This is a genomic window from Citrobacter sp. wls613 (genome assembly GCF_005281195.1).
GTDB lineage: Bacteria > Pseudomonadota > Gammaproteobacteria > Enterobacterales > Enterobacteriaceae > Citrobacter > Citrobacter gillenii.
The window spans coordinates 89,645-108,452 of record NZ_SZXN01000013.1; the positions used below are offsets into that span (position 1 = coordinate 89,645).

An 18,808-nucleotide genomic window follows, 5' to 3' on the forward strand; every position below is an offset into this window, starting at 1 on the left:
CCACATTTCTGGAGGAAGCATGGCAACACGTATTGAATTTCACAAGCACGGCGGCCCTGACGTACTGAAGGCTGTGGACTTTACGCCCGTTGATCCGGCCGAGCATGAAATCCAGGTCGAAAACAAAGCGATTGGCATCAATTATATCGATACCTACATCCGCAGCGGACTGTATCCGCCCCCTTCTCTGCCCAGCGGACTCGGCACCGAAGCGGCCGGCGTGGTCAGCAAAGTCGGTAGCAAAGTAACCCACATCAGCGTTGGCGATCGCGTGGTCTACGCCCAGTCAATGCTCGGCGCCTACAGCTCCGTACATAATGTCCCCGCCGATAAAGCCGCCATTTTACCTGATGCCATCTCGTTTGAGCAGGCTGCCGCGTCCTACCTGAAAGGGTTAACCGTTTTCTATCTGTTGCGTAAAACCTATGAAATCCAGCCTGACGAGCCGTTTCTGTTCCATGCCGCCGCAGGCGGCGTTGGTTTGATTGCCTGCCAGTGGGCAAAAGCATTGGGGGCGAAGCTAATTGGTACCGTCGGCACTGCGCAAAAGGCGCAAATTGCATTACAGGCCGGCGCATGGCAGGTGATTAACTATCGCGAAGAGAGCATTGTCGAGCGGGTTAAAGAAATTACGGGCGGTAAAAAAGTCCGGGTAGTTTATGACTCGGTGGGTAAAGACACCTGGGAAGCCTCGCTGGACTGCCTGCAACGCCGGGGATTGATGGTGAGTTTTGGTAATTCTTCCGGGCCGGTGACCGGCGTTAACTTAGGCATTCTGAACCAGAAAGGCTCGCTGTACGCCACACGCCCTTCTCTGCAGGGTTACATCACCAACCGCCATGAATTGACCGAAGCCAGTAATGAGCTATTTTCACTGATTGCCAGCGGCGTGATTAAAGTCGATATCGCGCAAGGTCAGACGTTTGCGTTAAAAGATGCCCAGCGGGCGCATGAAGTACTGGAAAGCCGGGCCACGCAGGGGTCGAGTTTGCTGATCCCGTGAAACTTCTCCCTTAAATAATTCAAGCAGCCAATACGCCTGCGGTTTGAATTATGACGGGGAAGAAAAGAATTAGGGCTTCCCGTAGGAAGCCCTTTCTTTTTTTAGTTCGGCTGTATGTAGGGTACAGCTCGATGAATTCGTTAACCGCGCAATAGTGACAGATTTAATAATCAATTCCTATTTGGTTCTAAAGGCAATGTTGCAGGTTGTGATGTACCGCTCAATACCTTAGTAAAATCGACGGTTATTGCGCTGATAGTGCGGGACTTTTGGCGCTTTTATGGCCTTGATAACCCACACCACGGCGACAGCCAATAACAGCCATGGCAGCAGTTTAATCATCAGCGCAAACATCCCGCCGAGGAACATCACGGCGGTCGCCACCATCAGCGCAGCCAGAATCCCCAGCAGCGACACGCCGGTGACCATCAGCATGACAAAAAAGCCAATCACAAAAAGTAGTTCCAGCATGATGCTCTCCCATAATGAATATCTGCTTAAACCATTACAAAAATCATGCCAGAATTAATTGATTGATTTATAAAGAAAACGCCCCGCGACAGTGCGCAGGGCGTGGTGAAATTGACTAACTTTTGGTGAACAATTAACGTTTGTCTGCTACCAGCTTCAACGCATGTTCCAGCACGTTGATATCCGCACCGGCTTTGTGCGCATTTTCGCTCAGGTAACGACGCCACTGACGCGCGCCCGGAATGCCCTGGAACAGTCCCAGCATATGGCGGGTAATATGTCCCAGATACGTTCCCTGGCTCAGTTCCCGTTCAATATACGGGTACATGGCGCGCACCACGGCAACAGGGTCCACGTCAGCACCCGTTGAACCGAAAATTTCGCGATCCACGGATGCCAGAATACCGGGGTTCTGATAGGCTTCACGTCCCACCATCACGCCATCCATATGTTCAAGGTGCGCTTTCGCTTCTTCCAGCGATTTAATGCCGCCGTTGATCGACATGGTCAACTGCGGGAAATCACGCTTCAGTTGGTACACGCGGGCGTAATCCAGCGGTGGGATTTCACGGTTTTCTTTCGGGCTCAGCCCGGACAACCAGGCCTTGCGCGCATGAATGATAAACATCTCACATTCTCCTTTGCCGGAGACCGTGTTGATGAAATCACACAGAAATTCGTAGCTGTCCTGGTCATCAATGCCAATACGGGTTTTGACCGTCACCGGAATTGACACCACATCGCGCATCGCCTTGATGCAGTCGGCAACCAGCTGCGCATTGCCCATCAGGCAGGCACCAAACATCCCGTTTTGTACGCGATCAGAGGGACAGCCCACGTTGAGGTTTATCTCGTCATAGCCCCGCGCTTCCGCCAGCTTCGCACACTGTGCCAACGCGGCTGGGTCGCTACCACCAAGCTGTAAGGCTATCGGATGCTCTTCGTCGCTATACGCCAGATAGTCGCCTTTACCATGAATGATTGCCCCGGTGGTTACCATCTCCGTATAGAGCAGCGTCTGGCTGGACAGTAAGCGCAAAAAGTAGCGGCAGTGTCTGTCCGTCCAGTCGAGCATCGGCGCGATAGAAAAACGATGTGCAGGGAAAGCGGTGGACTGAGATTCAGGCAGCATGGCGAATAATTAAGCATCCGGTTAAAAAAGGGGCGCCACTATAGCATAGACCGCGACGATAGTGAGCCACATCGTCACGGCCCCCCTCATGCTATTTCGATCCGGGTTTACCGTCGTGGGAACCAAAAAACTGTGGTGGATGGTCAACCCAGCGATCCTCGCGCGTGGCCGCATACACCGGATTCAGTGGGTAATAGATACGATTGAATTTTTTATTTGCCTCGCCGACGACCAGCAGTCGCACCTCTTCACTGGTGTTATTGATAAAGGTGTGACACACGCCGGTTCCCGCTGGAAATCCGACGCTGTCCCCCGGTTCCAGCTTCCATAAATAGCCGTTAATCCAGGCCTCCGGATACCCTTCCAGCACGTAGATAAACTCTTCTTCGTCGCTTTCGGCGTGAGGGTACGAGGTGCGACGGCCCGGAGGCAGGCGTTCATGGTGAATGCCGAGGCGACCCAAGCCCAGTTTACGAGCAAGCGGTGCGCCGATAGAAAACAGCTCATCGCTTCCGGGATAGGTAGCGTCGTCAGCCCCCTCCACCTCACGCCAGTGGCGAATACAATCCGGTCTTTTCATTTTATATTTTCCAGTATTGCGATGCGTCAGGTATAGCACACCACGGCTGATCTCGGCGTTTTATGCAGAACATGATAAAGTAAGGGATTAACCTTCCACGCAAATCGAGGCGCAAAAATGGAAAGAACCCCTACGCAGGAGTTGCTGGCTCACGCTGAAAAACTCTGTGCGCAACGTAACGTGCGACTCACGCCGCAACGCCTCGAAGTGCTGCGCCTGATGAGCCTCCAGGAAGGGGCAATCAGCGCATATGACCTGCTGGATCTATTACGGGAAACTGAACCACAGGCTAAACCGCCTACCGTCTATCGTGCGCTCGATTTTCTGCTCGAACAAGGTTTTGTCCACAAGGTAGAATCCACCAACAGCTACGTGCTTTGCCATTTGTTCGATCAGCCCACCCACAGCTCCGCGATGTTCATTTGTGACCGCTGCGGCGTGGTGAAAGAAGAGTGTGCGGAAGGCGTGGAAGATATCATGCATACGCTGGCGGCCAAGATGGGCTTTGCTCTACGTCATAACGTAATTGAAGCGCATGGCCTGTGTCAGGTCTGTGTGGAAGTTGAAGCTTGCCGTCATCCTGGCGACTGCCAGCATGATCATACGATTCAGGTAAAAAAGAAGGTCGGGCGTTAAGCGAGAGAACGTACATCCTTGTACATTCAGGCGGGAGGGGATAATTACCAACGGTAGTCGTTGCGGGTTTCCCAATCCTTCACTTCTTTCTCCGCCTGATCTTTCGCATAACCGTAACGTTCCTGGACTTTACCCACCAGCTGGTCACGCTTACCTTCAATGACCGTCATATCATCATCGGTCAGTTTGCCCCATTGCTCTTTCACTTTACCTTTCAACTGCTTCCAGTTACCACCGACTTCGTCTTTATTCATCATCAAATCCTCATCGTTAGGTTGTGAATAGCGAGAGTCCTGCGTCCAGACACGCTATGTTTTTGCTGGACGTGAGAATAAGTGTAGTCAGTGATTCTGAGTTCTATTTATTATTCGGAATTTTTAACCATACGAGTCAGGAAAACCAGGTGCCATTTCGCCAGTGACGCTGCCAGATAAAAGCCAGCGAGAGTCCGCGCAGCGCCAGAAAAACGGCGAGTGCCAGCCACAAACCGTGGTTGCCTAACAGCGGTAACGTGAATAAGGTTAAGCCGAATCCTGCAGCGGCAACGGCCATACTGTTACGCATTTCCGCAGCACGCGTTGCGCCAATAAACATGCCGTCCAACAGGTAACACCAGACGCCCACCAGTGGTAACACCACCTGCCAGATAAGGTAACGATCGGCCAGTTGCTGAATCTGCGGTAGTGAGGTCAACGACGCAATAATGTGCTCGCCAAACAGGGCATAGACCAGTGAAAAAAGGAGCGCCACAATGCCCGACTGTCGACACGCCGCGCGCCAGACATCCAACAGTTGGCTGCCATCCCGCGCACCATAAGCCTGACCAGAGTGCGCTTCCACGGCATAGGCAAATCCGTCCAGCGCATAGGCGGTGAAGGTCAACAGGGTCATCAGAACGGCGTTGACCGCAATAATATCGCCCCCGAGACGCGCCCCCAGTACCGTAATCGCACCAAAACACAGCTGCAGCAACAGCGAACGCAGCATGATGTCGCGGTTAAGCGCCATCAGACGGCGGAAGTTTCCACGCCATGCCTGTTTCAGCATCATGAGCGAAACACCGCGCAGGTGGAGAACCTTGCGCACCATCAGCAGGCCAATCAGCAACGTGACATATTCGGCAATCACCGTCGCCAGCGCGGCACCCTGCACGTTCATATGCAGCCCCATCACCAGCCATATATCGAGCACAATGTTGAGGATATTGCCGACAATCAACAGGATCACCGGTGCTCGCGCGTACTGAACGCCCAGCAGCCAGCCGAGCAGTACCAGGTTCGCCAGCGAGGCAGGCGCGCTGAGCCAACGGATTTCAAGGAAGCGCCGGGCCTGTTCCAGTACCGCTTCGCTCCCCCCCACGATGTGTAACGCCAGATCGATAATCGGCGTACGAAATAGCGCAATTGCCGCCCCCGCCCCCAAAGCCAGAATCAGCGGCTGCACCAGTGCTCGGGCCAACGCCTGCGGATTTTTTGCGCCAAATGCCTGAGCCGTCAGCCCGGTGGTACTCATGCGTAGAAAGAGCAGCAGCATAAAGAGAAAACTGGTTGCCGTTGCACCCACTGCGACGCCACCCAAATAGACCGGGCTATCCAGATGACCAATCACAGCTGTGTCCACCAGTCCCAGCAGGGGAACGGTGATATTAGAAAAAATCATTGGCAGGGCAAGGTGCCAGAGTGCTTTATCAGAGGAGGTAAAAAAAGGCATACAGGAGAGCCTGAGAAGACGTTAGAGATACTGGAAAAAGTCGTACAGGCCCGGTAAACAGAGTGCCACCGGGCACGTTGCCGGATGACGACGTAAACGTCTTATCCGGCCTACAGGAAATCAACAGACCGTTACAGCCATTCACCGTTACGGATAACGCCGACGGCCAGTCCTTCAATGGTGAAGTTCTGCTCACGCAGGTCGACAACGATCGGTTTGAACTCGCTGTTTTCTGGCAGAAGCTCGACCTTATTTCCCTGTTTTTTCAGACGTTTAACCGTCACTTCATCATCAATGCGGGCAACAACCACCTGGCCGTTACGCACGTCCTGTGTCTTATGCACTGCCAGCAGATCGCCATCCATAATACCAATGTCTTTCATTGACATACCGCTGACGCGCAGCAGGAAATCAGCATTAGGTTTGAACAGGGATGGATCAACCTGATAGTGGCCTTCGATGTGCTGTTGCGCCAGCAGCGGCTCACCTGCAGCAACGCGGCCTACAAGCGGTAATCCTACCTCTTCTTCATGCAACAGACGAATACCACGCGATGCACCAGAGACGATTTCGAGCACCCCTTTACGCGCCAGCGCTTTAAGGTGTTCTTCAGCCGCGTTTGGGGAACGGAATCCCAAACGCTGCGCGATCTCCGCACGCGTCGGTGGCATACCTGTCTGGCTGATGTGATCCCGAATGAGATCAAACACCTCTTGCTGCCTGGCCGTTAACGCTTTCATTCCGCCCCCTGGGTGTATATACAGTTATGCTGTGAGTATATACAGCTAAAGGCGATTTTGGAACCGCAAACTGCACAAAAAACAGGAGATTTATGAAGTTGTGGAATCCTTATCGAAAATGGGACCACAACAGGATGCCCCAGGTGATCAGGGCGACAAAAATAGACAGCAGAACAGCCGCCGACCCCATATCTTTCGCTCGACCGGAAAGTTCGTGATACTCCGATCCAATACGGTCGACCACTGCTTCAATAGCGCTGTTTAAGATTTCAACGATCATCACCAGCATTACTGAACCAATCAACAACACACGGGTAATGGCGTCGACGTCCAGCCAGCAGGCGATGGCGACGCCCAGCAGTACGGCAACGCTTTCCTGACGAAATGCCGCTTCATTTATCCATGCGGCGCGAAAACCTTTCCACGAGTAGCCAGCAGCTTTGATAATTCGGGTGAATCCAGTGGTATTATTGGCCATCAAAAGAACCTTTTTACATTATTAGCGTCAATGTCATTGTAACGTTACCCCGTTTGTTTCAGGGTGTGGCAAAGCAGCGCGAAGTATGACGGGATACACCAGAAATTCACTAAACTTTCTGATATCCTTGCAGCGCATTTGCATTATTAACCAGAGGCTTTACATCGTTTATGTCCGGCTGGCCACGAATTTACTACAAATTACTGAATTTACCATTAAGCGTCCTGGTAAAAAGCAAGTCTATTCCGGCAGAACCTGCCCCGGAGTTGGGACTCGATACGTCTCGTCCCATTATGTACGTCCTACCGTACAACTCAAAAGCAGACTTGCTGACGCTACGTGCCCAATGTTTGGCGCACGATCTTCCCGATCCCCTGGAACCGCTGGAGATAGACGGGACTTTACTGCCGCGCTACGTGTTTATTCACGGCGGTCCGCGTGTGTTCACCTATTACACGCCAAAAGAAGAGTCCATCAAGCTGTTCCATAACTATCTCGATCTGCATCGCAGCAATCCTGACCTGGATGTGCAGATGGTGCCGGTTTCGGTGATGTTTGGCCGCGCGCCTGGCCGCGAAAAAGGTGAAGTCAACCCGCCGCTGCGCATGCTGAACGGCGTACAGAAATTCTTCGCCGTTTCCTGGCTCGGTCGCGACAGTTTTGTCCGTTTCTCGCCGTCGGTCTCTCTGCGCCGCATGGCAGACGAACACGGTACGGATAAAATCATCGCCCAGAAACTGGCGCGCGTGGCGCGTATGCACTTTGCCCGTCAGCGTTTGGCCGCTGTTGGCCCGCGCCTCCCTGCCCGTCAGGATCTGTTTAATAAGCTGCTGGCCTCAAAAGCAATCGCCCGTGCGGTAGAAGATGAAGCCCGCAGTAAAAAAATCTCCCACGAAAAAGCGCAGCAAAATGCCATTGCGCTGATGGAAGAGATCGCCGCCAACTTCTCCTACGAGATGATCCGCCTGACTGACCGTATTCTGGGATTCACCTGGAACCGACTGTATCAGGGTATTAACGTTCACAATGCAGAACGCGTTCGCCAACTGGCGCACGACGGGCATGAAATTGTCTATGTCCCCTGCCACCGCAGCCATATGGATTACATGCTGCTGTCGTACGTTCTGTATCACCAGGGGCTGGTTCCTCCGCACATTGCGGCCGGGATCAACCTGAACTTCTGGCCGGCTGGCCCGATTTTCCGCCGCCTGGGTGCGTTCTTTATTCGTCGTACCTTCAAGGGCAATAAGCTCTATTCCACCGTCTTCCGCGAATACCTCGGCGAGTTGTTCAGCCGCGGTTATTCGGTTGAGTACTTTGTCGAAGGTGGGCGCTCACGTACCGGTCGTTTGCTGGATCCGAAAACCGGCACGCTGTCGATGACCATCCAGGCGATGCTGCGCGGCGGTACGCGTCCTATCACCCTGGTGCCGATTTACATTGGCTACGAGCACGTGATGGAAGTCGGCACCTACGCGAAAGAACTGCGTGGCGCGACAAAAGAGAAAGAGAGCCTGCCTCAGATGCTGCGTGGCTTAAGCAAGCTGCGTAATCTGGGTCAGGGCTACGTCAACTTTGGCGAACCGATGCCATTGATGACCTACCTCAACCAGCACGTGCCGGAGTGGCGTGAGTCTATCGATCCTATCGAGTCGATTCGCCCTGCCTGGCTGACGCCGACGGTCAATAACATTGCCGCCGATCTGATGGTGCGCATTAACAACGCCGGTGCGGCCAACGCCATGAACCTGTGCTGTACCGCGCTACTGGCATCCCGCCAGCGTTCCCTGACCCGCGAGCAGTTAACTGAGCAGCTTGATTGCTACCTCAGCCTGCTGCGTAACGTACCGTATGCATCAGATGCAACGGTTCCGACGCAGAGTGCCAGTGAGCTTATCGATCACGCCCTGCAGATGAACAAGTTTGAGGTCGAGAAAGATACCATCGGTGACATCATCATTCTGCCGCGCGAGCAGGCGGTATTGATGACTTACTACCGCAACAACATTGCGCATATGCTGGTGCTGCCGTCACTGATGGCGGCGATTGTGACTCAGCATCGCCGGATTACACGCGTCGCATTGCAGCAGCATATTGATGCGCTGTATCCGATGCTGAAAGCCGAGCTGTTCCTGCGCTGGGAGCGCGATGAGCTTACAGGGGTGATCGACGAACTGGCTGGAGAAATGCAGCGTCAGGGTCTGATTACGTTGCAAAACGATGAGCTGCAAATCAACCCGGCACGCTCCCGCACGCTACAGCTGCTGGCCGCAGGTGCGCGTGAGACTCTGCAGCGCTACGCCATCACCTTCTGGCTGCTGAGCGCGAATCCGTCGATCAACCGCGGTACGCTGGAGAAAGAGAGCCGCACCGTCGCTCAACGTCTTTCCGTACTGCACGGTATCAACGCACCGGAATTCTTCGATAAAGCGGTGTTCAGTTCCCTGGTGCTGACCCTGCGTGACGAAGGCTACATCAGCGACACCGGAGATGCCGAGCCGGAAGAGACGATGAAGATATACCAGATGCTGGCCGAACTGGTGACGTCGGATGTCCGTCTGACCATCGAGAGCGCCACTCAGGGTGAGTAAGCATAAAAAAACCGGTCGAAATGACCGGTTTTTTTTTATCGCAGACTAAAACTCAAAGATGCCAGTAGCTCATCGCAAGGCCTAAGAACAACACCAGGCCCACGTAGTTGTTATTCATAAACGCTTTAAAGCAGGCATCCCGCTCGCGGTTAACGATCAGCTTCTGCTGATACACAAACAGCGCCCCTGCCACCAGCAAAGACCAGTAATAGCCCAGCGCCAGTCCGTTCAGCCAGCCCACCAGCGCCATCAGCACCAGTACGCCCACTTGCAGAAGACCAATAATCAGTTTGTCGTTTTGGCCGAACAGGATAGCGGTCGATTTAATGCCAATCTTCAGGTCATCATCGCGGTCGACCATCGCATATTGGGTGTCATAAGCCACTGCCCAGAGAATATTGGCCAGAAACATCAACCAACAGCTGAGCGGCACCGACTCGCTCACGGCGGCAAACGCCATCGGGATAGACCAGCCAAACGCCGCACCCAGCACCACCTGCGGCAGGTGCGTATAGCGCTTCATGAAGGGATAAACCCACGCCAGCGCCAACGCGGCAATCGACAACAAAATGGTCATCGTGTTGAGCGTCAGGACCAGCAGGAAGGCGAGCAACACCAGCACAACAAACAACGTGCGGGCTTCTTTCTCCGTCACGGCACCGCTTGGCAGCGGTCTGTTCGCGGTGCGTTTCACATGACCGTCAAATTTGCGGTCAGCATAATCATTCACCACGCATCCGGCGGCGCGCATTAACCAGACGCCAGCCACAAACACCGCCAAGATCCACAATTGCGGAACCCCAGGGGTCGCCACCCACAACGCCCACAGCGTTGGCCAGAGCAGCAGTAAGGCGCCGATTGGCTTATCCGTACGCATCAAGCGGTGAAACGCCAGCAGCTTATTCTGCGTCAGACTCCACTCCATCTTTATATTCCTCTCAGTACAACGGCGATGCAGGTAAAAAAAGCTCGGTAAGCATCAGTGGCTTACCGCTCAGCCGCAGGCGGGAACGACGCCCCCACAGCTCTGCATCGCGGCCAATCTCAATAAAATCTCGGGTCAATGTCGATGACGTAAACAGGTAGCGCCCGAGCGGGGTTTTCCCCAGATTTTGCAAGGCCAGTTCAGGGCCACACAATGTCGATTCCGGCACCACGGTGCGCCCGGCAAGCCAGGGTTCACCATCCGCGCAGAGCAGGATTTCACGTAACCAATAGCGGGATTCTGTCGGCAGCAGCGTCAGTTCTTCGGCCACCTCATTTTGCCCAACAAATCCTTCTCGTATCAACGTTACGCTGACATGCTTTCCCTGCTGCTCAAAACGTTGGGTCATGGAGTCTTCCAGTAACAACCAGTCAAGCAGTTGGGGGTCCAGCGTCGGGATCGCATCAAAATAACGCAGCGCACGCAGTTGCGTTAACGCAGGGTGTGGCATGCCTTACTCTCCGATTTATCACGTTCAGGCATTGTATCGCAGAAAAGGCATTACGGGGTGAGCAAACATGATTAAGTGATCGGCGGAGCAACACAAGCGTAACAAGTAGCATGGAAGGATAAAAAAAGGTGCGCCAGGAGACGCACCAGTTGTTGCAAAATCAGCAATGTGGGGAGACGGTTACCCCTTGCCTTTTACACTGCTGATAAAGGTGGAACGGGCAGATTTGGATCCCAGACGTTCAGCTTCATCAAGCAGCTTCAGCGCTTTATCGACATCGCCTTTCGCCACAGCATCCTTAATCGCCTGGTTAAAATAGCTTTCCGTGTCGTTCAGCATCGGCTCGCTTTTCTGCGGGGCTGGTGCGGCGACCGGGGCAGCTGCCACCGCAGCCGGAGCCGCATAGGCCGCTGCTGGTGCGGCAGTGTTGCCCACCGTCACCGGTCCCGGACCGGATGAGCCAAACAGCGGCCCGACCAGCACGCTGGAGGAGGAGCTGGTTTTGACTTTTAGTTTCAGCAAGCCATCTGTGGTATGACGGGCGATCGGATCCGGGATATCCGGCACGGCGTTACCCACGCCCTTGGCATAGGCTTTTGCCGGGTCAAGCAGAGTCGTGGTCTGCTGGAGATCTTTCTCGGTGGTGAAGACCAGAACATAGAGCTTCTGCTGGCCCAGCGCTGGCGTCAGGCGCATGACCCCTTCCAGGCGATCCGCGCTCATCACGCCGGGCTCCTGATAGGTGAAATAGCTGCTGGGGAAGAAAGCAGATGGCGTCATGTTCTGATCAAGAATCAGGACGTTTGGCGCAAATACGCTGGTTTGTTTGTTCACTTCACTGGAGAGCGTCAGGGTCAGCTCACCAATATTGGCCGGTACGCTATAGGCGGCAACCGGACCGCTAATTCCCGCTACGTCCAGACGCTGACCGGCGGTCGCAAGCTGTGTGGACTGAACCTTAGATTGATCAACAGGCGTCCAGGCTAATTGTTGCAGTGCGGCAGTGGGAATCGCGGGTGCGCCGGTGGTGTTCTGTGGCACAAAATTCACATCGGCCAGGCTGATGCCGGGCGCACTGGCAAATAACCCTGCAGATAAACAAAGGGCAACGAGACTTTTCTTCATTTTCATTGTTATCACCTCAGATAGCATGGGTTCAGCGGTGGCCAGGCAATAGCGCGCTAAACCTTAAGTAAGAGGGGCTTACGCCCCTCTTTCGGTCTTTACGTCAGGTTAATGCTGGATTACCACCAGATTTCCATCTGGGCACCGAAGGACCACTCGTCGCTGTCGCCACGGCTGGTGGTGCTGATACCGGAGTTAGTTGCTGCTGCGAATTTGGTAACGTCGTTACCATTTTTCACGTAGCCCCACTCTTCATCCCATTTGGCATAGGTTGCGAAGACGCGGATTGCCGGACGAGACCAGATGCTGTCGCCCGCCTGCCATTGTTGCGCCAGGGTGACTTTGTACTGGCTGTTGCGATCGCTGGTCTGCTGCGATTTCACGTTGTCATAGCCCACTTCCAGCAGGGTGCTCATGATCGGCGTCCATTTGTACATCGGACGGATACCCACGGTGTACCATTCGGTACCCAGGTCGTTATCCATATCGAGGTTCTGGTACATACCGACGTACATCAGGTCCCATTTGTCGCCCAGCGAGATAGCACCGTGGTCCAGCACGCGGAACAGGCTACCGTTGTTATTCACCACGTTATTGGCGAAGTTAGTCTTAGTACCATCTGGATTGGTAATGGTTGTCGTAGAAGAACCGTAAGAGCCCTGGTTCAGGCCTTTACCCTGCGTGGTCATGGAGTCTGTCGCATACTGAACAACAAACTTGTTATAGCCTTTCAGCATGCTCTGGGTATGTTCAGCGGTGAACATCCAGCCATCTTTTGATGCGCCGTCTGCCAGGTGGTAGTCATCGGTGGTGTTAGCACGACCGTAGTCCACACCCAGTTCCAGCATACCGTCCGGGTTAATCGCCATTTGCGCTAAACGCACGTCGAACACGTCGTTGGCGGTGTCTTTGGTACGATCATAAATATTCTGGCTGCTGAACGCGTAAGAGCCGCCCGCTTCCTGAGAACGGGTCGCTGCCAGCGCCAGTTTACCGAAGCCCAGATCGATGTTTTCAATACCGGCACCAGGACCTGAAATATCCCAGTAGTAGAAGTCGATCATGTGCACATCATGACGCTGGTAGAAGCGCTTACCGGCCCAAATGGTGGAACCTGGCAGCCATTCAATCAGGTTTTTACCCTGCACGTTTGCTTCACGGAATGCCGGGTCAGTTCCTTCCCAGTCATTCTGCTGTGCGACGGAGTAGGCGACGTTGGTGTCGAAGTAGAAGCTCTTATCGCCCTCTTTCCACACTTCCTGACCCAGTTTAATTTCCGCATAGGTTTCACATTCGTTACCGAGACGGTATTTACTTTGTGCACCGGTTGCCTGGAAACACTGTTGTTCGCCGCCACTACCCGTCCAGCCGATACCGGAACGAGCATAACCATGGAAATCCACGGCCATTGCCTGAACAGACATAATGCCTGCTGCTACAGCAACCGCCAGAGGGAGTTTGCGCAGAGTAATCATCATTCTATCTCCTGAGATCATTGCTTTTCTTTGAACGCTTCACCTTGACGGATTTGCGCTTTTTTTTAATGGGACACCTTAAACGCCCGGCTCTTGATGCAACCGACGACATGCAGTGCCATCTTCACGGAACAGATGGCAACGCTCTGGCGGCAGGCCGATAGCGAATGTGGCACCCTCTTCTACCAACACCACGTCATTCTGGCGGTACACCAGGTTTTGACGGATGGCGGGGATCTGGATATGAATTTGCGTTTCGTGGCCCAACTGCTCGACCACCTGAACTTCACCTTCGAGGGTGACGTCAGCGATATCGCTGGGCAGCAGATGTTCCGGGCGAATACCTAAGGACATGTTGGCGCCAACCTGCACGGCACGGCTTTCTACCGGTAGCCAGATTTGCTGGCGGTTAGGTAATTCAACCTGCACCTGATCGATTGCGGTTGCGGTGACTTTCACCGGCAGGAAGTTCATCTTCGGTGAACCAATAAAGCCCGCCACAAAGCGGTCGGCGGGGTAGTGATACAGCTCCAGCGGCTTGCCGACTTGCGCGACGCGGCCCGCATCCAGCACCACGATTTTGTCAGCCAGCGTCATCGCTTCAACCTGATCGTGGGTGACGTAAATCATCGTGCGGCCCAGACGTTTATGCAGGCGGGAGATTTCAATACGCATCTGCACACGCAGTGCCGCATCCAGGTTAGAAAGCGGTTCATCGAGCAGGAACACGCGCGGTTCAGCCACCAGCGTACGGCCAATCGCCACGCGTTGACGCTGACCGCCAGAGAGTGCTTTTGGCTTACGCTCAAGCAGGTGCGCCAACTGCAGGACTTCAGCGACCTGATTCACACGCTGGTTCATGACGTCTTTTTTGGCACCGGCCAGTTTGAGACCGAAAGACATGTTCTCGGCGACGGATAAATGGGGATACAGCGCGTAGGACTGGAAGACCATACCCACGCCGCGTTCGGCGGGCGGGATGTCGTTCATTCGGGTGTCCCCGATAAACAGGTCGCCGCTGGTGATGGTTTCCAGCCCGGCGATCATACGCAGCAAGGTCGACTTACCGCAGCCTGACGGTCCGACAAATACCACGAACTCTCCTTCGTGAATGTCGAGATTGATATCCTTCGATACCACCACGTCACCCCAGGCTTTCGTTACATTTCGCAGCTGTACGCTCGCCATGCCCTTCTCCCTTCGTTACAACCTGTCATCGACAGCAACATTCATCATGGGCTGACTATGCGTTATCCATTAGGAGCGTGAATCCTCCACCCCCCAGCTTTTTTATGGGGGAGGAGGCGGGAGGATGAGAGAGTCGCGTCTGAGACCCGGGCCGTACGCCGCCAAGGAATTTCGTGATGTTGCCCGCAAAAATCAGTGGGTTTTTATGTGCGCCAGCACGCATTACTCACATTTCTGTAACACAGATCACATAAAGAATGGGTGGGGCGTAGGGGTAAGGAGGATGGAAAGAGGTTGCCGTATAAAGAAACTAGACACCGTTAAGCCACCTCTGTGTATCCAAGCGCACATCACCAAAAAGGATGGGGAATATGAAAATCAAAACCGGCGCACGCATCCTCGCATTGTCTGCATTGACGACGATGATGTTTTCCGCCTCGGCTCTCGCCAAGATTGAAGAGGGCAAACTGGTTATCTGGATCAACGGCGACAAAGGCTATAACGGCCTCGCTGAAGTGGGTAAAAAATTCGAGAAAGACACCGGCATCAAAGTCACCATTGAACATCCGGATAAGCTGGAAGAAAAATTCCCGCAGGTTGCCGCGACCGGTGACGGCCCGGACATCATCTTCTGGGCACATGACCGTTTTGGCGGCTACGCGCAATCGGGTCTGTTGGCTGAAGTTACGCCAGACAAAGCGTTCCAGGACAAACTGTTCCCGTTCACCTGGGATGCCGTACGTTACAACGGTAAGCTGATCGCCTACCCGATCGCCGTTGAAGCACTGTCGCTGATTTACAACAAAGACCTCGTGCCAAACCCACCGAAAACCTGGGAAGAAATTCCTGCGCTGGATAAAGAGCTGAAGGCGAAAGGCAAATCTGCCCTGATGTTCAACCTGCAAGAACCGTACTTCACCTGGCCGCTGATTGCTGCCGACGGCGGATACGCGTTCAAGTTTGAAAACGGCAAATACGACGTCAAAGACGTGGGCGTGGATAACGCTGGCGCGAAAGCGGGTCTGACCTTCCTGGTCGATCTGATTAAGAACAAACACATGAACGCGGATACCGACTACTCCATCGCCGAAGCGGCCTTTAACAAAGGCGATACCGCGATGACCATCAACGGTCCGTGGGCCTGGTCGAACATCGATAAGAGCAAGGTGAACTACGGCGTAACGCTGCTGCCAACCTTCAAAGGCAAAGCGTCTAAACCGTTTGTCGGCGTACTGAGCGCCGGTATTAACGCCGCCAGCCCGAACAAAGAACTGGCGAAAGAGTTCCTCGAAAACTACCTGCTGACCGATCAGGGTCTGGATGAAGTGAACAAGGACAAACCGCTGGGTGCCGTCGCGCTGAAATCCTTCCAGGAAGAGTTAGCGAAAGATCCACGTATCGCGGCCACCATGGGTAACGCCGAGAAAGGCGAAATCATGCCGAACATCCCGCAGATGTCTGCATTCTGGTATGCCGTTCGTACCGCAGTGATCAACGCCGCCAGCGGTCGTCAAACCGTTGATGCTGCGCTGAAAGATGCACAAGGTCGTATCACCAAGTAATGCTGTAGCGCACGTGCCGGATGGCGGCATGAATGCCTTATCCGGCCTACAAATCACTGTAGGCCTGATAAGCGCAGCGCCATCAGGCATTTTTGCCGACAGATGTTCAAAGTTGTAGAGGAAGATCCCCATGGATGTCATTAAAAAGAAATACTGGTGGCAAAGCGACACGCTGAAATGGTCAGTGATGGGTCTGCTGGGTCTGCTGGTGGGCTACCTTGTTGTTTTGATGTACGCTCAGGGGGAGTACCTGTTTGCCATCATGACGCTTATTTTAAGCTCTGCTGGCCTGTATATTTTCGCCAACCGTAAAGCCTATGCCTGGCGCTATGTCTATCCTGGCGTGGCTGGTATGGGGTTATTTGTTCTGTTCCCACTCATTTGCACCATTGCAATTGCCTTTACCAACTACAGCAGTACCAACCAACTGACCTTTGAACGCGCCCAGGAAGTCCTGATGGACCGTTCTTATCAGGCGGGTAAAACCTACAACTTTGGTCTGTATCCGGCGGGTACGGAGTGGCAACTGGCCCTCACCGACGGTGAAACAGGTAAAAATTATGTCTCCGACGCCTTTAAATTTGGCGGCGAGCAGAAACTACAACTGAAAGAAGCCGAAGCGCTGCCAGCAGGTGAACGTGCCACGCTGCGTATCATCACGCAAAACCGCCAGGCGCTGACCCAACTGACCGCCGTGCTGCCGGATGACAGCAAGGTGATTATGAGCTCGCTGCGCCAGTTCTCCGGTACGCAGCCGCTGTATACGCTTGCTGATGACGGCACGCTCACCAACAATCAGAGCGGCATAAAATACCGTGCCAATAACGATATTGGTTACTACCAGTCACTCGCGCTAGACGGTAGCTGGGGTACAGAGAAACTCAGCCCAGGCTATACCGTCGCCATCGGCTGGGATAACTTCACCCGCGTCTTTACCGATGAAGGCATTCAGAAACCGTTCTTCGCGATCTTTATCTGGACCGTCGTCTTCTCGGTGCTCACCGTCATCCTGACCGTTGCCGTCGGTATGATTCTGGCCTGTCTGGTGCAATGGGAATCGCTGAAATGCAAAGCGATTTATCGCGTGCTGCTGATTCTGCCTTACGCCGTGCCGTCGTTTATCTCGATACTGATTTTCAAGGGGTTATTTAACCAGAGCTTCGGTGAAATCAACATGATGTTGAGCGCGCTGTTCGGCATCAAGCCGGCCTGGTTCAGCGACCCAACCACCGCGCGTTCGATGATTATCATCGTCAACACCTGGCTGGGCTATCCGTACATGATGATCCTGTGCATGGGGCTGCTGAAGGCGATTCCCGACGATCTGTATGAAGCCTCGGCAATGGATGGCGCTGGCCCATTCCAGAACTTCTTTAAGATTACGCTGCCGTTGCTGATCAAGCCGCTGACGCCGCTGATGATCGCCAGCTTTGCCTTTAACTTTAACAACTTCGTGCTGATTCAGCTGTTGACCAACGGTGGCCCGGACCGACTCGGTACCACCACGCCAGCCGGTTATACCGACCTGCTCGTCAGCTACACCTACCGTATCGCCTTTGAAGGCGGCGGCGGTCAGGACTTCGGTCTGGCGGCGGCGATAGCCACCCTGATCTTCCTGCTGGTTGGCGCGCTGGCGATTGTGAACCTGAAAGCCACACGTATGAAGTTTGATTAAGGGAGATAACGACAATGGCTATGGTCCAACCGAAATCACAAAAGTTACGTTTATTCGCAACGCACTTAGGTCTGCTGATTTTTATCGCGGCAATTATGTTCCCGCTGCTGATGGTCATTGCCATCTCGCTGCGCGAAGGTAACTTCGCCACCGGCAGTCTGATCCCGGAAAATATCTCCTGGGAGCACTGGAAACTGGCGCTGGGCTTTAGCGTGGAACACGCGGATGGCCGCGTGACGCCGCCTCCGTTCCCGGTGCTGCTGTGGCTGTGGAACTCGGTGAAAGTGGCCACCATTACCGCGATCGGTATCGTGACCCTCTCCACCACCTGTGCTTACGCCTTCGCCCGCATGCGCTTCCCAGGTAAAGCCACGTTGCTGAAAGGCATGCTGATTTTCCAGATGTTCCCGGCAGTACTGTCGCTGGTGGCGTTATATGCCTTGTTTGACCGTCTGGGCCAGTACATTCCGTTTATCGGTCTGAACACCCACGGTGGCGTGATCTTCGCCTACCTTGGCGGCATTGCGCTGCACGTCTGGACAATCAAGGGGTATTTCGAAACCATCGACGGTTCACTGGAAGAAGCGGCCGCGCTGGATGGCGCAACGCCGTGGCAGGCATTCCGCCTGGTGCTGTTGCCGTTGTCGGTGCCGATTCTGGCGGTGGTGTTCATTCTGTCGTTCATCGCCGCAATTACCGAAGTCCCGGTCGCCTCACTGTTGTTGCGTGATGTGAACAGCTATACCCTGGCAGTCGGTATGCAGCAGTATCTCAATCCACAGAACTATTTGTGGGGCGACTTTGCCGCTGCAGCCGTGCTTTCTGCTATTCCGATCACCCTGGTGTTCCTGCTGGCCCAGCGCTGGCTGGTTAACGGCCTGACGGCAGGCGGTGTGAAAGGCTAAGTTTCATCGATGTACCCGCCCGGCAACGGGCATGCCACTGCAACCCTCAACTTATGTTATCCCAACCTGTGACTGTTTTTCGGCGCTCTACGGAGCGCCCT

18 protein-coding genes are annotated in these 18,808 nt (G+C 54.1%); 6 read left to right on the forward strand and 12 right to left on the reverse strand.

From position 1 onward, the window contains the following. Positions 1-19 precede the first annotated feature (19 nt). Entirely contained in the window at positions 20-1,003 is a 984-nt protein-coding gene (locus FDX01_RS03185) for a quinone oxidoreductase (protein WP_137399210.1), read from the forward strand. Positions 1,004-1,231: 228 nt separating this feature from the next. On the opposite strand, the gene pspG is transcribed toward FDX01_RS03185, so the two are convergent. From pspG to FDX01_RS03200, 3 genes are all read right to left on the reverse strand, one after another. Next, positions 1,232-1,474 (reverse strand): envelope stress response protein PspG, encoded by a 243-nt coding sequence (pspG, locus tag FDX01_RS03190; protein WP_096758714.1) that lies wholly within the window; start codon positions 1,472-1,474, stop codon positions 1,232-1,234. 133 nt (positions 1,475-1,607) lie between these two features. Next, complete coding sequence (dusA, locus tag FDX01_RS03195) at positions 1,608-2,606, reverse strand: tRNA dihydrouridine(20/20a) synthase DusA (protein WP_096758715.1); 999 nt, start codon at positions 2,604-2,606, stop codon at positions 1,608-1,610. Positions 2,607-2,697: 91 nt separating this feature from the next. Next, the gene (locus FDX01_RS03200) at positions 2,698-3,186 is read right to left on the reverse strand and encodes a cupin domain-containing protein (protein WP_115259704.1); all 489 of its coding nucleotides are present in this window, start codon (positions 3,184-3,186) and stop codon (positions 2,698-2,700) included. A gap of 117 nt (positions 3,187-3,303) precedes the next feature. On the opposite strand from FDX01_RS03200, the gene zur reads away from it, so the two are divergent. Beyond that, on the forward strand, positions 3,304-3,822 hold the full coding sequence (gene zur, locus FDX01_RS03205; RefSeq protein ID WP_096758717.1) for a zinc uptake transcriptional repressor Zur: 519 nt from the start codon (positions 3,304-3,306) through the stop codon (positions 3,820-3,822). A gap of 44 nt (positions 3,823-3,866) precedes the next feature. Here zur and FDX01_RS03210 read toward each other — a convergent pair whose 3' ends face one another. The 4 genes from FDX01_RS03210 to FDX01_RS03225 all read right to left on the reverse strand — a co-directional run bounded on the left by FDX01_RS03210 (position 3,867) and on the right by FDX01_RS03225 (position 6,750). Next, positions 3,867-4,076, reverse strand: coding sequence for a CsbD family protein (locus FDX01_RS03210; RefSeq protein ID WP_096758718.1), 210 nt, complete (start codon positions 4,074-4,076; stop codon positions 3,867-3,869). A gap of 136 nt (positions 4,077-4,212) precedes the next feature. Further along, positions 4,213-5,532, reverse strand: coding sequence for an MATE family efflux transporter DinF (gene dinF, locus FDX01_RS03215; RefSeq protein ID WP_137399211.1), 1,320 nt, complete (start codon positions 5,530-5,532; stop codon positions 4,213-4,215). A 131-nt stretch (positions 5,533-5,663) separates the two neighbouring features. Then, positions 5,664-6,272, reverse strand: a complete 609-nt coding sequence (lexA, locus tag FDX01_RS03220) for a transcriptional repressor LexA (RefSeq protein WP_096758720.1) — start codon at positions 6,270-6,272, stop codon at positions 5,664-5,666. 109 nt (positions 6,273-6,381) lie between these two features. Beyond that, positions 6,382-6,750 (reverse strand): diacylglycerol kinase, encoded by a 369-nt coding sequence (locus tag FDX01_RS03225; RefSeq protein WP_045438520.1) that lies wholly within the window; start codon positions 6,748-6,750, stop codon positions 6,382-6,384. 170 nt (positions 6,751-6,920) lie between these two features. Here FDX01_RS03225 and plsB point away from each other — a divergent pair, with 170 nt between their 5' ends. After that, positions 6,921-9,341 carry a glycerol-3-phosphate 1-O-acyltransferase PlsB gene (gene plsB, locus FDX01_RS03230; RefSeq protein ID WP_137399212.1) on the forward strand — a complete coding sequence of 807 codons (2,421 nt, stop codon included), beginning with the start codon at positions 6,921-6,923 and terminating at the stop codon, positions 9,339-9,341. A 52-nt stretch (positions 9,342-9,393) separates the two neighbouring features. On the opposite strand, the gene ubiA is transcribed toward plsB, so the two are convergent. The 5 genes from ubiA to malK form a co-directional block, all read right to left on the reverse strand. Next, a complete protein-coding gene (gene ubiA, locus FDX01_RS03235; RefSeq protein ID WP_096758722.1) occupies positions 9,394-10,266 on the reverse strand; it encodes a 4-hydroxybenzoate octaprenyltransferase in 873 nt (290 codons plus the stop codon). A 13-nt stretch (positions 10,267-10,279) separates the two neighbouring features. After that, positions 10,280-10,777 (reverse strand): chorismate lyase, encoded by a 498-nt coding sequence (gene ubiC / locus FDX01_RS03240; protein ID WP_137399213.1) that lies wholly within the window; start codon positions 10,775-10,777, stop codon positions 10,280-10,282. 180 nt (positions 10,778-10,957) lie between these two features. Further along, positions 10,958-11,908: a maltose operon protein MalM gene (gene malM / locus FDX01_RS03245; RefSeq protein ID WP_115259707.1), complete on the reverse strand. Its 951-nt coding sequence runs from the start codon at positions 11,906-11,908 to the stop codon at positions 10,958-10,960. Between the two features lie 113 nt (positions 11,909-12,021). Beyond that, positions 12,022-13,380 (reverse strand): maltoporin, encoded by a 1,359-nt coding sequence (locus FDX01_RS03250; RefSeq protein ID WP_137399214.1) that lies wholly within the window; start codon positions 13,378-13,380, stop codon positions 12,022-12,024. A 75-nt stretch (positions 13,381-13,455) separates the two neighbouring features. After that, entirely contained in the window at positions 13,456-14,565 is a 1,110-nt protein-coding gene (gene malK, locus FDX01_RS03255) for a maltose/maltodextrin ABC transporter ATP-binding protein MalK (RefSeq protein ID WP_096758726.1), read from the reverse strand. Positions 14,566-14,936: 371 nt separating this feature from the next. On the opposite strand from malK, the gene malE reads away from it, so the two are divergent. The 3 genes from malE to malG all read left to right on the forward strand — a co-directional run bounded on the left by malE (position 14,937) and on the right by malG (position 18,707). Continuing rightward, positions 14,937-16,127 (forward strand): maltose/maltodextrin ABC transporter substrate-binding protein MalE, encoded by a 1,191-nt coding sequence (gene malE / locus FDX01_RS03265; protein ID WP_096758727.1) that lies wholly within the window; start codon positions 14,937-14,939, stop codon positions 16,125-16,127. Between the two features lie 130 nt (positions 16,128-16,257). Then, positions 16,258-17,802, forward strand: coding sequence for a maltose ABC transporter permease MalF (gene malF, locus FDX01_RS03270; RefSeq protein WP_137399215.1), 1,545 nt, complete (start codon positions 16,258-16,260; stop codon positions 17,800-17,802). A gap of 14 nt (positions 17,803-17,816) precedes the next feature. Continuing rightward, the gene (gene malG, locus FDX01_RS03275; protein ID WP_043018069.1) at positions 17,817-18,707 is read left to right on the forward strand and encodes a maltose ABC transporter permease MalG; all 891 of its coding nucleotides are present in this window, start codon (positions 17,817-17,819) and stop codon (positions 18,705-18,707) included. Positions 18,708-18,808: the final 101 nt, after the last annotated feature.

What these genes read in the sequence shown, in the direction of transcription:
- FDX01_RS03185 (WP_137399210.1), top strand. Translation starts at nt 20, where the DNA reads ATGGCAACACGTATTGAATTTCACAAGCACGGCGGCCCTGACGTACTG.
- pspG (WP_096758714.1), bottom strand. Translation starts at nt 1,474, where the DNA reads ATGCTGGAACTACTTTTTGTGATTGGCTTTTTTGTCATGCTGATGGTC.
- dusA (WP_096758715.1), bottom strand. Translation starts at nt 2,606, where the DNA reads ATGCTGCCTGAATCTCAGTCCACCGCTTTCCCTGCACATCGTTTTTCT.
- FDX01_RS03200 (WP_115259704.1), bottom strand. Translation starts at nt 3,186, where the DNA reads ATGAAAAGACCGGATTGTATTCGCCACTGGCGTGAGGTGGAGGGGGCT.
- zur (WP_096758717.1), top strand. Translation starts at nt 3,304, where the DNA reads ATGGAAAGAACCCCTACGCAGGAGTTGCTGGCTCACGCTGAAAAACTC.
- FDX01_RS03210 (WP_096758718.1), bottom strand. Translation starts at nt 4,076, where the DNA reads ATGAATAAAGACGAAGTCGGTGGTAACTGGAAGCAGTTGAAAGGTAAA.
- dinF (WP_137399211.1), bottom strand. Translation starts at nt 5,532, where the DNA reads ATGCCTTTTTTTACCTCCTCTGATAAAGCACTCTGGCACCTTGCCCTG.
- lexA (WP_096758720.1), bottom strand. Translation starts at nt 6,272, where the DNA reads ATGAAAGCGTTAACGGCCAGGCAGCAAGAGGTGTTTGATCTCATTCGG.
- FDX01_RS03225 (WP_045438520.1), bottom strand. Translation starts at nt 6,750, where the DNA reads ATGGCCAATAATACCACTGGATTCACCCGAATTATCAAAGCTGCTGGC.
- plsB (WP_137399212.1), top strand. Translation starts at nt 6,921, where the DNA reads ATGTCCGGCTGGCCACGAATTTACTACAAATTACTGAATTTACCATTA.
- ubiA (WP_096758722.1), bottom strand. Translation starts at nt 10,266, where the DNA reads ATGGAGTGGAGTCTGACGCAGAATAAGCTGCTGGCGTTTCACCGCTTG.
- ubiC (WP_137399213.1), bottom strand. Translation starts at nt 10,777, where the DNA reads ATGCCACACCCTGCGTTAACGCAACTGCGTGCGCTGCGTTATTTTGAT.
- malM (WP_115259707.1), bottom strand. Translation starts at nt 11,908, where the DNA reads ATGAAAATGAAGAAAAGTCTCGTTGCCCTTTGTTTATCTGCAGGGTTA.
- FDX01_RS03250 (WP_137399214.1), bottom strand. Translation starts at nt 13,380, where the DNA reads ATGATGATTACTCTGCGCAAACTCCCTCTGGCGGTTGCTGTAGCAGCA.
- malK (WP_096758726.1), bottom strand. Translation starts at nt 14,565, where the DNA reads ATGGCGAGCGTACAGCTGCGAAATGTAACGAAAGCCTGGGGTGACGTG.
- malE (WP_096758727.1), top strand. Translation starts at nt 14,937, where the DNA reads ATGAAAATCAAAACCGGCGCACGCATCCTCGCATTGTCTGCATTGACG.
- malF (WP_137399215.1), top strand. Translation starts at nt 16,258, where the DNA reads ATGGATGTCATTAAAAAGAAATACTGGTGGCAAAGCGACACGCTGAAA.
- malG (WP_043018069.1), top strand. Translation starts at nt 17,817, where the DNA reads ATGGCTATGGTCCAACCGAAATCACAAAAGTTACGTTTATTCGCAACG.